This is a genomic window from Lacipirellula limnantheis (genome assembly GCF_007746075.1).
In the GTDB taxonomy this organism is placed as follows: domain Bacteria; phylum Planctomycetota; class Planctomycetia; order Pirellulales; family Lacipirellulaceae; genus Lacipirellula; species Lacipirellula limnantheis.
Map to the genome: position 1 here is coordinate 2,448,612 of NZ_CP036339.1, position 13,362 is coordinate 2,461,973.

General features: G+C 62.3%; 13 protein-coding genes. 9 read left to right on the top strand and 4 right to left on the bottom strand.

All coding sequences use genetic code 11. The features are described from left to right. Positions 1-140: 140 nt before the first annotated feature. Positions 141-1,097, top strand: coding sequence for a lysophospholipid acyltransferase family protein (locus I41_RS09680; RefSeq protein WP_168206791.1), 957 nt, complete (start codon positions 141-143; stop codon positions 1,095-1,097). A 356-nt stretch (positions 1,098-1,453) separates the two neighbouring features. Then, positions 1,454-2,425, top strand: a complete 972-nt coding sequence (locus tag I41_RS09685) for a GNAT family N-acetyltransferase (protein WP_145432352.1) — start codon at positions 1,454-1,456, stop codon at positions 2,423-2,425. An 85-nt stretch (positions 2,426-2,510) separates the two neighbouring features. Here the strand turns inward: I41_RS09685 and I41_RS09690 are convergent, their stop codons facing one another. Continuing rightward, complete coding sequence (locus I41_RS09690) at positions 2,511-3,536, bottom strand: 3-oxoacyl-ACP synthase III (protein ID WP_145432353.1); 1,026 nt, start codon at positions 3,534-3,536, stop codon at positions 2,511-2,513. 312 nt (positions 3,537-3,848) lie between these two features. Between I41_RS09690 and I41_RS09695 the strand changes: the two genes are divergently transcribed. After that, a complete protein-coding gene (locus I41_RS09695) occupies positions 3,849-4,616 on the top strand; it encodes a CPBP family intramembrane glutamic endopeptidase (protein ID WP_145432354.1) in 768 nt (255 codons plus the stop codon). An 821-nt stretch (positions 4,617-5,437) separates the two neighbouring features. After that, complete coding sequence (locus I41_RS09700; protein ID WP_145432355.1) at positions 5,438-6,196, top strand: gamma-glutamyl-gamma-aminobutyrate hydrolase family protein; 759 nt, start codon at positions 5,438-5,440, stop codon at positions 6,194-6,196. 246 nt (positions 6,197-6,442) lie between these two features. Here the strand turns inward: I41_RS09700 and I41_RS09705 are convergent, their stop codons facing one another. Next, complete coding sequence (locus I41_RS09705; protein ID WP_315852448.1) at positions 6,443-7,051, bottom strand: DJ-1/PfpI family protein; 609 nt, start codon at positions 7,049-7,051, stop codon at positions 6,443-6,445. A gap of 176 nt (positions 7,052-7,227) precedes the next feature. Further along, entirely contained in the window at positions 7,228-7,608 is a 381-nt protein-coding gene (locus tag I41_RS09710) for an acyl-CoA thioesterase (RefSeq protein WP_145432356.1), read from the bottom strand. Between the two features lie 310 nt (positions 7,609-7,918). On the opposite strand from I41_RS09710, the gene I41_RS09715 reads away from it, so the two are divergent. The 3 genes from I41_RS09715 (at position 7,919) to I41_RS09725 (ending at position 11,169) form a co-directional block, all read left to right on the top strand. Then, on the top strand, positions 7,919-8,419 hold the full coding sequence (locus I41_RS09715; RefSeq protein ID WP_145432357.1) for an acetolactate synthase: 501 nt from the start codon (positions 7,919-7,921) through the stop codon (positions 8,417-8,419). Between the two features lie 343 nt (positions 8,420-8,762). Next, positions 8,763-9,581, top strand: a complete 819-nt coding sequence (locus I41_RS09720; protein ID WP_145432358.1) for a TFIIB-type zinc ribbon-containing protein — start codon at positions 8,763-8,765, stop codon at positions 9,579-9,581. A gap of 256 nt (positions 9,582-9,837) precedes the next feature. After that, the gene (locus tag I41_RS09725; protein ID WP_145432359.1) at positions 9,838-11,169 is read left to right on the top strand and encodes an HD domain-containing protein; all 1,332 of its coding nucleotides are present in this window, start codon (positions 9,838-9,840) and stop codon (positions 11,167-11,169) included. A 15-nt stretch (positions 11,170-11,184) separates the two neighbouring features. Here the strand turns inward: I41_RS09725 and I41_RS09730 are convergent, their stop codons facing one another. Further along, positions 11,185-11,574, bottom strand: a complete 390-nt coding sequence (locus tag I41_RS09730; RefSeq protein ID WP_145432360.1) for a hypothetical protein — start codon at positions 11,572-11,574, stop codon at positions 11,185-11,187. A gap of 560 nt (positions 11,575-12,134) precedes the next feature. Between I41_RS09730 and I41_RS09735 the strand changes: the two genes are divergently transcribed. Both I41_RS09735 and I41_RS09740 read left to right on the top strand, forming a co-directional pair. Continuing rightward, positions 12,135-12,377, top strand: coding sequence for a hypothetical protein (locus I41_RS09735; protein WP_145432361.1), 243 nt, complete (start codon positions 12,135-12,137; stop codon positions 12,375-12,377). Between the two features lie 275 nt (positions 12,378-12,652). Further along, positions 12,653-13,219, top strand: a complete 567-nt coding sequence (locus tag I41_RS09740; protein WP_145432362.1) for an RNase H family protein — start codon at positions 12,653-12,655, stop codon at positions 13,217-13,219. Positions 13,220-13,362 lie beyond the last annotated feature (143 nt).

Genomic DNA, 13,362 nt, shown 5'->3' on the forward strand with positions numbered 1-13,362 from the left:
CAGGCTAGTTTGGTGCGGCCACCCTTTTCCGGTCCTCGACCCTCGGTCGCTGGCGGAAATCCCCGCCGTAATTCGCCCTAGGCCCGCCCGCGCAAATTGTGCAAAATACCGCCGCTTCCAGGGAAGGAACCGTCGCCGCCGTGAATCGAACGAAGCTGATCATCGACTACGCCGCCTATGTCGCGGTGCGCACCGTCGTCTGCATCATCCAGGCCGCGCCACTCACGACGTGCCAGGCTTGGTCGCGCCGGCTCGGCTGGCTCTTCTGGCACGTCTTGAAGCTGCGGCGGGCGACGGTCGAGGAGAACCTCCGGACGGCCTTCCCCGAAAAGTCTCCGGCCGAGCACGAGGCCATCGCGCTGGCCATGTGGGAGCATCTGCTACTGATGGTTTGCGAGATTGCCCACGCCCCGCGGAAAATTAATCGCACGAACTGGCGCACCCACCTCTCGATGCCGCAGATGCCGCTGATGGTGCGTCGCCTGCTCGATCGCCGGCCGGTGGTGATCATTTCGGGTCACCTTGGCAACTTCGAAATGGGAGGCTACCTGCTGGGGCTTCACGGCTTTCCGACCCACACGATCGCCCGGACGCTCGACAACGGGTATCTCGATCGGTGGATAAACGAGTTTCGCGAGGCGACCGGGCAGTACATCCTTCCCAAGCACGGCAGCAGCCAGCAAATTGAGGAACTCTTGAAGTCGGGCGGTACGCTGGTGCTCCTGGGCGATCAGCACGCCGGCGAGGCCGCCTGCTGGGTCGATTTCTTCGGCCGCCCCGCCTCGACCCACAAAGCGGTGGCCCTCTTCACGCTCAGCGGAAATGCACCAACGGCGACGGGATGCGTCTTTCGCAAGGGGAAGCCGATGCATTTTGAGATGCGCGTCGCCGAACTGGTCGATCCCGCCGACGCCGACTTCCAACTTGGTTCGATCCCGCTCCTCACGCAGTGGTATACGCGACGCTTGGAGGATTTGATCCGCGTCGCCCCTGGCCAGTACTGGTGGCTCCACCGTCGCTGGCGGGAGCAAAAGAACAACGGCCGCCAGCGCCGCGACCGCCGCCGCGGCAAGGACCAATTGCGTTCCGCCGCCTGACGCCGCGACCTCTGCATGGCTCTGGAAAAAAAGGCAAAAACCGCCAAGGACGCCAAGAGCGCCAAGGGGCGCGAGAAGAACTGGACCACGACGGCGCGGCGAGCACGTCGCAAAAGATGAAACCGCGGATAAACGCAGATGAACGCAAATAAATCTTCATCTGCGTCTATTCGCGTTCATCGGCGGTTCCCTCCAAGCATCTGTATTTCCTTGGCGCTCTTGGCGTCCTTGGCGGTTCAATTTCCATGACTTTGCATTTCCCGGCGCCTAGCGTGCGTCTTTGCCGCAACCCGCTCGCGTGACATAATCACGACTTGCGCGCTGTTTTGCCGCTGCCGCCCGACACGGACCCTCTCGTGTATCGCCTTCGAGCCTTCCGCAACTCCGACCCGCCTCACCTCGCCGCGATCTGGCGCAGCCAGCCGCCGCAGCGCGGAGTGCTGCAGCCCATCTCGCCGCCGCTGCTCGAATATGCTGTTTTCTCGAAGCTCAATTTCGACCGCCAAGGGCTGATTGTCGCCACCCGCGACGACGTGCCAGTCGGCTTTGCCCACGGCGGCTTCGGTCCTACCGACGATGGCCTCCATCTCGACACGTCGCTGGGCACGACGCAGATGCTCATGGTGCAGGGCGGCAGCGCCGCGGAGGCCCCGCTGGCAGACGAGCTGCTGCACGCCAGCGAGGAGTACCTCCGACGGCAGGGCGCCACGGTTCTCTATGCCGGCGGCGTCAACCCGCTGAACTCGTTCTATCTCGGTCTCTACGGAGGCAGCGAAATCCCCGGCGTGCTCCAAACCGACCAGGTTCTGCGCGCCGCTGCCGAGCGGGCCGACTACCGCGAGATCGACCGCGTGCTGATTATGCAATGCGACCTCGCGCGCGTACGGCCCCCGGTCTCACGCGAACTGCGGGCCATCAAACGCACGACGCAGCTGATCGAAACGATCGATCCCGAACCAAGTACCTGGTGGGAAGCCTGCGTCTGGGGTTCCTCCCAACGCGACGTCTTCAGCCTCTTCGACAAGGTGCAAAACCGCAGCGTCGCGACGGCGTCCTTTTGGGATATGCAGCCGCTCTCCACCTGCTGGGGCATGACCGCCGCTGGACTGTTCGATCTGCAAGTCGACGAGAAATTTCGTCGCAAGGGCTACGCGAGCTACCTACTCGGCGAAGCGATTCGCGTCCTCCGTCGTCGCGGCGTGACGACCATCGAGGCCCAGACTATGGCCAGCAACGAGGCGGCCCGGGCGTTCTACCTGAAGTTCGGCTTCACGGAAATCGACTACGGCGTCGTGTTTCGGAAAGAGTCGACGCTGTACGAGAAATGAGGAATGACGAAGTCCGAATGACGAATGAAAATCGCTTGTGTCCGACATTCGTCATTCCGATTTTGTCATTCGCTCATTCCTTATCTCACCACTCGACGCCCAGCATCTGGCAGTTGATCCCGGAACCAATTCCTAGCATCGCCACGCGATCCCCCTTCGCAAACCGACCCGTCTCGGCCGCCAGTGCCATCGTCAACGGCAACGCCGCGGCGCCGGTGTTGCCGAGCGTTTCGAACGTCGAATAATCGAGAGATTCGGCAAGCTCCAGCTGCTCGAACAGCAGCTTCCGATGAGCGACCCCCACCTGATGGCAGATCGTCTTGTCGATGTCGCCGCGCGACCAACCTACCTCGCGCAGGAACGGCTCAAACGTCTGACGCCCCGTCTCGACGCCGCTCAGCATCAACTGCTCGCTGTCGGTCCGCATGAACGTTTCGAGGCCCTCGCTCTGACACAGCCCGTGCCCCTCGGTGTTGGCCACCACGGCCCCCCCGAGCAACCGATGCCGCTCGCGGCTTAGCGCCTCATCGCACAACACAATGCCCACGCTTCCCGAGCCGATCGTCAGCGACGCAATGAACGGCTTCACCCCGCGGCGATCGATCGAGTGATCGTTGTTGAGCCGCTCCACCGTCGTCTCCACGAGCGAACGCCCATCTTCGGTCCCGACGACCAACCCGGCGCGAATCTGCCCCAGCTCGATCATGTTCGCCACCTGCACCATCCCGCTGAGGATGCCGAGGCAGGCGTTCGAGACATCGTAAATTAAACACTCGGCTGGTAGCCCCAGGGCGTGATGCACCCCGCACGCCGTGGCCGGTTCGAGATAATCGCGACAGACCGAGCCATGCACGAGCGCCCCAATCTGAGCCGGATCGATCCCCGACGCGGCGAGCGCCCGCCGGCCGCTGTCGATGCTGATTTCTCCCGGCCGCGTCCCCGGCGGATAGAACCGCCGCTCGCGAATCCCGGTCATCAGTTCCAGCCGCCCCTCCGGCAACCGCAGCCGCTCGTACGCCGGCGTCAACCGCCGCTCGAGCTCGTGCGTGGTGACGACCTCCTCTGGCAGCGTGTAGCCAAAACTTTCGAGATAGACGCGGCGGTAACGCATAGGGCAGGGGAGTCGGCAGTGGGCAGTGGGCAGTGGGCAAGAGTCAGGCGGCGGCGGCGAATCACTCACCGTAACGAACACCCTGCCGCGCCACAACGCCCCGCCAAAACGGCCTCCACGCCACCACGCCCATTTAGCCCCGCCCGCTCGCGGCGGATTCGCGAACTATCGCCCGCGGCTAAATGGCCGCAGCGGCGTGGGGCGGTGAATCGCACTCCCCTGGGCCATCTGCCCTGCAACCCAACCCCGCCATTCGCATTCCCCATCGCGGCGATTTCAACTAAAACCACCGCACACCCTTCGGAATCTCCCGTGTCCGAATCTGCACCAACGCTCTCACTTCCTACGCCGGCAAGCGTCACGCCGCCGCGGCCGCGCGATCTTGTCGCGGTCATCATTGCGCTGGTCCTTCCGACGATCGTCACCTGGGTCTATTTCTTCCAGGCCGACGCCATGCCGCCGCAGCTGCAGCTCACCATCTTCAGCACGGTTAAGACTATCCAATTCGCGTTCCCGCTCTTCTGGGTGCTGGCGATCCAGCGCGGCCGCGTCACGCTCCGTCCGCCGAATTCGCAAGGACTCGAACTCGGCGTTGCGTTCGGAGCGATCGTCGCCGCGGCGATCTTCGCCCTCTATCTCGCCGTCCTTCGGTCATCCGATCCCGTCGTCGCCGCGACGGAAATCGTTATCGCCAAGGTCAGCGGCTGGGGGATCAACACCCCGCTCAAATACACGCTGCTCGGCCTCTTCTACTGCCTCATCCATTCGTTTATGGAAGAGTACTACTGGCGGTGGTTCGTCTTCGGGCAGCTACGCCGCTTCACGTCGCTCACGCCGGCCATCGTCATTTCATCGCTTGGCTTCATGGCGCACCATGTTCTGGTGCTCGGTAAATTCTGCGGCTTCGACAGCCCGCTCACTTATCTCCTCTCAGCCTGCGTCGCCGTCGGCGGCGCCTTCTGGGCGTGGCTCTACGATCGCACCGGCTCGCTGCTGGGCCCTTGGCTCGGCCACATGCTCGTCGACGCCGCGATCTTCACGATCGGCTACGACCTCATCCGCGGCCTCTTCGCTGCCTGAATGCTGTAAATGCGAACCACCAAGGCTCCAAGGCACGAAGCAAGACACGAAGAATGCTTTTTACCACGAAACACTCGAAAAGAGCGAAAGGGGAGAGGAGAGGCGCCGCTAATTGACGCTGATGATCGCTAATGATTTTTGATTTCTATCAGCGATCGGTAGCGTCAATCAGTGGTACAAATCACTCCCTCTTTTTTCGTGTCATTTCGTGTGTTTCGTGGTTAAAAAACGCCCTTTAGAGCCTTGCCAATCAGCCTTCCACCCTCAACCGCCGTTCCCCGTCTTCTTAGTGCTTCCCTTCGTGCCTTACTGCCTTCGTGGTTAGCTAGCATTCGCCAAGTGAACCCACAGAAAACCGCACAAACCCCTCTCATCTTGTGCTAGCACCAGCCCTCCGACGCAAGATCGTCAATTCGTTTGCCAAGGCTGTCGAAGTCGTTACATTTCGCTTCAGACTTGCATCCACGATCCGGACCGGTGACACGGTCGCCTAACAAGGAGTTTCGAGGCCAGTCGATAGGGAAGTCGTTCCGACCCAGTTCCCCGTGCGGGCACGAAGCGTCGGACAGCCGCCTCAGTCAATCATTGCCGCGCTGCAACGCCCACGGATGGGTCGTCACGCCAGCTCTCGCTAGCCGACACGTTTGCTGCGCTCCAAGTTCGCTTGATCTGAGTTCAGTTGTCCCTCGAACCTTCTGCCGCCCGTGCGGGTCGCAAGCGAACCTCTTTCCGTTGGCCTCATCGAGCGAGCCCCCACAATGCTCGCCGCCGTAGGGAAACCATAGGGTGCGCCATGATGGCGCCGGAAAGGGATTACTTCCATGTCCAAGCCGCTTATCGGAATCAACACCGACTTTCGTTCCGCTAATCAGAATTCGACCGAATTCGCGTATGTCGCCGCCGGCTACTTCGACGCGATCACGCAAGCCGGGGGCCTGCCGGTCCTCATCCCGCCGTACGACAACGAATCCGACCTCGAGCACCTCCTCGCCCGCCTCGACGGCGTCCTCTTGATCGGAGGCGCCGACCTCGATCCCCGCCGCGACGGCTGGATGCTCCACCCGACGGTGCGCCTGCAAGATCCCCGCCGCGAGTCGTCCGACCGCATGCTCATCCGCCTCATCGCCGAACACCGCATGCCGGTCCTCGGCATCGGCGCCGGGATGCAGTTGATCAACGTCTCGCAAGGCGGCAACCTGATGCTCCACATCCCCGAGGATATGCCGAGCGCCCTGCCGCATCTCGATCCGCTTGATCCCGAGCACCGCCACACGCTGCAGCTCGCCTCGGGCTCGATCATGGATCGCGTCTACGGCGACGGCGAGCTCCGCGTCAACAGCATGCACCACATGGCTGTCGACGAGATCGCCCCCGGCTTCCAAGTGACCGCTCGCTGCCCCGACGGCATCGTCGAAGCGATCGAAAGCACGATGGAAGATTGGTTCGCCTTCGGCACCCAGTTCCACCCCGAGGCCTCGACCGCCTCGGCGCTCGACATGCGAATCTTCGAGGAGTTCATCACGGGCGTCGAGATTGCCCGCGGCGTCACCCCCGCCGTTCATAATTTGGTGGCCGCCTAGTTATCCGGAGAGGACACCCACCAACTAGCCGGACGGCCACGCCGTCCGGGACGCGTGCTCCAGCGGCCTGAATGGATTCAGCGCGGCCGCTTCAGTTTGAAAAGGTCGGGGCTCGGCGTTGGTAGAGGAAGCCAACGCCGAGCCTTTTTTGTTTAATGCTGAATGATGAATGCGGAATGCCGAAGGGAATTTGTAGTCGTGCTGAACGGCGCTGTGACTTCCTGAGCCAAATCTTTCCTTCCGCATTCAGCATTCGTCCTTCAGCATTCTCAAAAACTCCCGCATCCAAGCCGGGTTTCCCGGCCAAGCCGCCGCCGTCACCAGATTGCCGTCGACCGTGACGCCATCCAGCCCTGGCGTCGGTTCGTCCCAAATCCCGCAGGCCCGCTGTAGCTCGGGACGCACCGACGGATAAGACTGACACTTGCGCCCCTTCACCACATCGGCGACCGCCAGGATGAGCCCGCCATGGCAGGTCGACGCCACCGGCTTGTTCGCCGCGAAGAACTGCTGCACGAGCTCGATGACGCGGTCGTTTAGCTGCAGATGCTCCGGCGACCGTCCGCCCGGAATCACCAAGGCGTCGTAATTGGCGGCGTCGACCTTCTCCCAGTCGATCGTCACTGGAAACTGATGCCCGCGCTTCTCGGTGTAGGTTTGATGCCCTTCGAAGTCGTGAATCGCGGTCGCGACCGTCGACCCCGCCTTCTTCCCCGGCGACGCCGAATCGATCGAGTGTCCGGCCATCAGCGTCGCCTGATACGGAAAGATCGCCTCGTAGTCCTCGACGAAGTCGCCGACCAACATTAACACCCGCTTCGCGCCCATCATCTTCTCCCGATTAATCTGAACCACGACGGCACGACGAGCACGACGGAAAGCAACGAGTTGGAACCGCCGATGAGCGCAGCTAAACGCAAATGGACGGAGATCGATCTCTTCCTAATTGATTATCTGCGTCCATCAGCGGTCATCTGCGGTTCCTTCCTCTTGGTATTTCGTCGTGTCCGTCGTGCCGTCGTGATTAACTCCTACTCCCCAATAATGTGCTCCGGCATCCGCCGAATATTCCCCTCGCGATCGACGCAAGCGATCGTGCTCGTCCCCTCCGCAATCAGCTTGCCATTTACCACCACGCGGTAGGCGTGCTCGATCCGCGCCATCGTCGCGTTGACCACTTTGGTCTCGATCTGCAGCCGGTCGCCGAACTTTGCCGGTCGGTGGTACTTAGCCGAGATGCTGTGCACGACCAGCATGATCCCGTCACGCTCCAGATCTTGGTAGTCATGCCCCATCGCTTTGAGCATCTCCACCCGCGCGAGCTCGAAGTACCGAAAGTAGTTCGAGTGATGGACTACCCCCTGGCCATCGGTTTCGTAGTAGCGCACGTCAACTTCAAACACATGTTCCATCGAGCAAAGTCTTTCAGGCGGGGTAGGGTAGCCGCGGGTCAACGACCCGCCGGCGTGGAAGGACCAACATCCTACAAAACTGGCCGGCCCCCAGTCAGTGGCCGCGCAACACGGGGTCGGGAACCATTTGCCACTGCGCGTTTTCCATTGAATTGACAATCGCCAGTGGCAAAAAGGCTCCCGACCCCTTACCGCGCACCATCTCCAAATCGCGTTGCATCCCCCATTTCACCCCCCTATAGTGAATCCATTCGCAGGAGACACTAGGCAGCAGCGGCCGGCGCCGACCGGCCCGGAAGGAGCGTCATCGATGAGCAGTAGCGGCGGCGGCGAGCATTCCGGAATCGATTTCGCCACCATGCGCGGCCGCGATTACCCTTCGATCCGCCAGTTCACGGTCTTTCTCGAAAACCGCGTCGGCCAATTGCTCGAAGTCGTTCGCCGTTTCGAGGGGAGCAACGTCCGCATCGTCGCCCTGACGATTTCCGACTCGACCGAGTGCGCGGTCGTCCGCTTCCTGCTGAGCGACCCCGAGGCGGGCCGCGAGGTGCTGGAGCGCGCCGGGCTAGCCATCGTCGAGTCCGATCTGATCGGGGTCGAGCTTCCCGACACGCCTCAGCCGCTGATCCAGGTCTGCACCGCTCTGCTCCAGGCCGAGGTCAATATTACCCAGGTCTACCCCCTGTTGTCCCGACCCCATGGCCGGCCCGCCGTGGCCCTAATGGTCGACAATATCGAAATCGCGCTCGATACGCTCTCGTCCAAAGGCTTTGCGCCGATCAACGAAGACGACCTGAAGGACATCGGCTGACCCGCTCGAAGTCAGCGCTGGGTGGCCAAAAATAGAGGCTCGAAATTGGCCCCCCAATCATCTATGAATGGGGATGCGGCGTGACCAGCTCCGGTGGCCCGGAGCCGCTGAGGGCTCCGCCGGATCATCCTGCCCATCAAGCCCGGCCGGTCGACGGCCGGGCGCCACCAATCGCCGATGGCCCGCTGGGCGACATGACTGTCGCTTCTGTCGCGACACGACAAAAGTCGACGAGCTAAAATCGACGGAACCTCCATCAGCATTGCCACTTAAGTCATCACGAGTCCTGTCGCCAAGAATCGATTAACGACCAAGGCGCCTCACGACGTCCATAGAACTCGCCATGCCTATCAATGTCATTTGCCCTACTTGCCATGCTCGCTTCAAGGTTGGCGACCAACACGGCGGCAAGACTGGCGCCTGCCCTAAGTGCAAGGGACAGATCACGATTCCGCGCGCCGAGGATGAGGTCATCATCCATGCGCCCGAATCTGAGGCAGGCGCCAAGGACGCCAAGGGACGCAACGTCCTGAAGCCGATCAAGCGCAAGGAGACCAAGTTCCAGCTAAACGCCGCGCTCGGCATCGGCGGTGCTGTTGTGCTGGTCACCGCGATCGCGTTCCTGCTGGGCAACAGCCGCGAGCAACTCGCGGGTTCGCTCACGTACATCCTGGCCGGCGGCGCCGTGCTGCTCGGGCCCGCGCTGGCCTACGCCGGCTATACCTTTCTCCGTGATGACGAGCTTGGATCCTTCACCGGTTCCGACCTCCTCATTCGCAGCGTCGGCTGCGGGCTCGTCTACGCCCTCACCTGGGGCGTCTATTGGTATGTCGGCTACACCGTTTTCGGCAGCGAACCCTATTCGATCACCGGGCTGGAAGTCTGGCAAATCGGCGTCCTCGTGGGAATCGTGGTTGGCATCGGCACCTTTGCGGCTTTCGTTGCCTTCGATTTCGAGCCGATGACCGGGTTTTTCCATTTCGCCCTGTTCTTCGTCGCGACGATTCTGCTGCGATTCCTTGTCGAAGGCAGCTTTCTACCCGGAATGAACCGCGGGGAGAAGAAACCCGGCGTTCGCGCCGCGGTCACCGAGGCTGCACCTCCACAACTACTCGCTGCGATTAACTATCGCCGCGCCCCCAGTCACCAGCTGGTCGTTTGAAAGCGGCCCAGAGAATCGTCGTTGGGGACCGATGCTTGCTGAGAATTTCCAACTTTGCTGCAGAAGTAGGCCTCGCGATCTGGTAGTGTACAGATGAACCAGTGGCCGGAAGCGGCCCCGTTCTCCCGCGCCGGATAACGCCAATGAAGGGGGGGGCGGCAAACACGCCCGAGTCTGTCAATTTCACGTGGCAACTTGGCACACATGGTAGAGAAGGGGATCCTCGGCACGTTCTAGCGCGGACCAGACGGAAACCATGGCGACCTTACGCGACATCCCGGAAATCACCGCTCTCCGCGCCAGCCGACACTTGATTCGGATCCCGCCCGAAATCGACGTGCCGCTCACTCCGCGCGTGCGGCATTTGATCGACGCGCCGGAGTTCCGACGCTTGGCGAACATCAGCCAACTCGGTCTGGTGAGCCTCGTGTACCCCGCCGCGAACCATACGCGGTTCGAGCACTCGCTCGGCGTTTACCGGATGGCGCTGCTCTACCTCGATCGCCTCGCAGACAACGACCGGTTCGAGGCGGCCGTCCCGCCTGCGGCGGCGGAGCGGTTCCTCGTCGCGGCGCTCCTGCACGATCTAGGGCACTGGCCCTTCTGTCACCCGATCGAAGACATCAGCCTTCGCCAGGTTCCCAGCCACGAACTGTTTGCGAACAGCTTTCTCCTCGAAGGCGAACTGGCCGACGTATTGCGGCACGAGTGGAACATTCAGCCCCGAGACGTGGTTGAGATGCTCTCGCACAAACCGGCCGACCGCTGCGGTCGGCTGCTGCGCAGCATGCTTTCGGGGCCGATCGACGTGGACAAGATGGACTATCTCATGCGGGACAGCCTTCATGCCGGCGTCCCCTACGGCCGCAACTTCGATCAGCCCCGATTGATCCAGAGCCTTTGCCTCAACGAAGCGGGCGACACGCTCGCCATTACCGACAAGGGGAAGACCGCCGCCGAGATGATGGTCTTCGCCCGCTACGTGATGTTCAGCGAGGTCTACTGGCATCACGCTGTCCGCTCGGCGACGGCGATGCTGCAGCGGGCCTTTTACTTGCTGCATCCCCACCTCGACGTCGACGCCCTCTTTCGGCTGACCGAGCAGCCGATGATCGACGCCTTGCGGAAGTCCGCCGGCGACGGTCCCGCGGCGGAGCTTCTCGACGGACTGTTCGGCCCGTCGCGGCGGCTCTACAAACGAGTCGCGCAGTGCAGCTTGTTTCAGGAGCCGGCCCTCTACGAACGCCTCGCTCGTCGCCCCTATCCCTGGCTCGTCCGCTGCGCCGAGCAGTTCGCCGGCCTGGCCAGCCGAGGCCTGGGACGCGTCGTGGCCCCGCACGAGATCCTGTTCGACGCACCGCCCATGGAGTTGGAGGTCGAATTCCAGATCGAGGTCTTTTTCCCGAAGGAGGGCCGTTACCGCCAACTCGGTGACGTCTCGCCCGTGGTGAAAACGCTCGCTAAGCAGCAATTCGACGACTACGTCAAGCGCGTGCGTCTGTTTGCTCATCCACGCCTAGCCGCGGACCTGCGGGCGCTGCCCGGTCTCACCGAGGTGCTGGCCCAAGCGATCGATCTGGCGGCATAGACCGAAGACGAAGAACTATGCGTTCGTCAATTCCAACTCGGGCTCTGCTTGCCGGGAGCTGTGGCGGTAGGTCGCATACTGCTCGTTCACCACCTCCGCTGACAGAAATCCATGCTCGACGAGCACATCAGGAAGCGACGCCATGTGACGCGCTTGCTCCTCCAGCAGCTGATTTAGGTCTTCGTTCGTCAGGTATCCCAGACGGATCGCGATCTCGCCGAACAACTGCTGTGGCGTATCGCATTGCTCCTGCAGGATGGTGAACATCTGCTTGACGGTGAGCCGGCGGGTCTCGATCGCGAGCGTGCCCAGCTGCGGCCGCGAACGCATCTGCAGCTTCAACGCCTTGTAGAACGCCTGCGTGGAAAGGAGTCCGTTGTCGACCAGATACATACCGAATTGCATGGGAGGACTCCGCTGAGGAATTGCGGGACCGGAAGGTGGGACCCCACGCTGTGGGGCTGGGAATGGATGAACTTCGCGTTGGGAATGAAGGTCTCTCCGATTGAAGCTTATGTCATGACGCCCCTCTCGCGGGGTGGGAGGGCTCCGGCATCGGCCCCTTCCCTGGCGACATGAACGGCATATCGGGCCTAACCCGTTCGCGCGGCGCGGAGTCCGCATCCGGCGATGGCCTCGCCGTGGGATCGCCGGCTGCCGACATTCCGTGCAAGCGTGCACCGGCGCTAGGCGACCCCGGGCGGCGGACAACGCTTGCTCGGGTGGCCCCGATCGACGGCGACAGAACGATCGCAAAGTCTTTTGCTGCGTGACCTTAACGCTATTTGAATAGGACGCGAGAAAGGCCTCGGTAACGGAAGTTGATTCGACGGCATACGACTTGCGTTGGCCTTTACTCAACTCTTCCGGCGGCCCCGCAGGATGTGAACCGCTTCGACCGATTCCGTGTCGAGTTAACGAAAGCCCGCCCTATTTTCGTCCGGGCGGCAAAGGAGTAGCTGACCATGCTTCGCGATACCAATGCCTTCGACCTGAGCGCGGCCCCCGTCCTGTTCGGGACGGCTCAGCCCAGTCATCAGGGTTCGCCAGCGCCGGTCGTCGCTCCCGCGGATGCTCGGCTCATTGAGCAGGAAATCGCCCGCCTCACCTGGGCCGTCCTCGACGGCGGAGCAACGCTAACCGATCGTCAAAGGCTCGCGGAACTGGTGAACGCCCAACACCAGCAGCGCCGTCGCTTCGATCGTTAGAACCCGCAATCTTTTCGCGACGCGAGCGCGACCGCCCGGGCAATGCGCAGGGCGTAACTCCATATTAGGCTCCACTTTTTCGCTGTTAAGCTGGAGCGATTGCGAAAAGGCTGCCGATACGGTTCTCTAGATCGAACACGTGTCACGGTCTGATTCGCAAGGGACGCGACTCCCCACCCACAGTCACCGCCTCGGCCCACGGACGCCGCCGCCGAGGATCCTGCCCGCTGAGTCCGGCGAAGCATACTTCGGCCGGACCCGCTGGAACGACTGACATGCTGACCGCTCCCGCCGTCCATTATTTGCTCTTCGCCGAAGCCACGATCGATCCCAGCCTAGGCGGCTCCTGGCGTTTCGTGCTGGAGAACGTTGCCACTGGTGAAACGTTCTCTGCGACCGACTTCGAGCCGATCGAGTGCCACGAACGTTTGGAACTCTTAGCGGTCGTTCGCGGTTTGGAAGCGATCGACCTTTCCGCCCGGGTGACCCTGGTCACCAAAAGTCGCTATGTCAATCGCGGCCTGAAGCGCGGACTGAACGACTGGCGAGCCAATGGTTGGCAGTGGGAACGCTTCGGGCGCGTCGTGCCGGTCCGCGATCACGACCTGTGGAAGCGCGTTGACCGGGCCCTCAATTACCATCAGGTCGATTGCCGACTTTGGCAGTTCGGCGGGGAAGTCGAAGCGGAACCGGCGCCGGTTATGCAAGAGGCTGAACCTGTGGTCGTTGCCACGCCCCGGCGCGGTCGTTTTACGCTCGCCACCGAAGGCCTCCGTCGGGCCACTCACGCGGCCGGCTTGCTAACCGACGCATTCCGCCCGTCGGCCCTCGCTGCCGGCTAAAGTCCCGTCCCGCCCCCAGAATTTCGACAAGGTCGGCGGCGCCCGATCGCTTCCCCAGCCCCTCCAGAGATTGTCTCCCGCTCCGACCCGGAAACCATTACCGGCCGCGGCCACTCCAGCAGGCTGCGGTCGTTTCAAGTACA

Coding starts and splice junctions, on each gene's coding strand:
- I41_RS09700 (WP_145432355.1), top strand. CDS start 5,438: ATGTCCAAGCCGCTTATCGGAATCAACACCGACTTTCGTTCCGCTAAT.
- I41_RS09710 (WP_145432356.1), bottom strand. CDS start 7,608: ATGGAACATGTGTTTGAAGTTGACGTGCGCTACTACGAAACCGATGGC.
- I41_RS09735 (WP_145432361.1), top strand. CDS start 12,135: ATGCTTCGCGATACCAATGCCTTCGACCTGAGCGCGGCCCCCGTCCTG.
- I41_RS09690 (WP_145432353.1), bottom strand. CDS start 3,536: ATGCGTTACCGCCGCGTCTATCTCGAAAGTTTTGGCTACACGCTGCCA.
- I41_RS09715 (WP_145432357.1), top strand. CDS start 7,919: ATGAGCAGTAGCGGCGGCGGCGAGCATTCCGGAATCGATTTCGCCACC.
- I41_RS09725 (WP_145432359.1), top strand. CDS start 9,838: ATGGCGACCTTACGCGACATCCCGGAAATCACCGCTCTCCGCGCCAGC.
- I41_RS09720 (WP_145432358.1), top strand. CDS start 8,763: ATGCCTATCAATGTCATTTGCCCTACTTGCCATGCTCGCTTCAAGGTT.
- I41_RS09740 (WP_145432362.1), top strand. CDS start 12,653: ATGCTGACCGCTCCCGCCGTCCATTATTTGCTCTTCGCCGAAGCCACG.
- I41_RS09730 (WP_145432360.1), bottom strand. CDS start 11,574: ATGCAATTCGGTATGTATCTGGTCGACAACGGACTCCTTTCCACGCAG.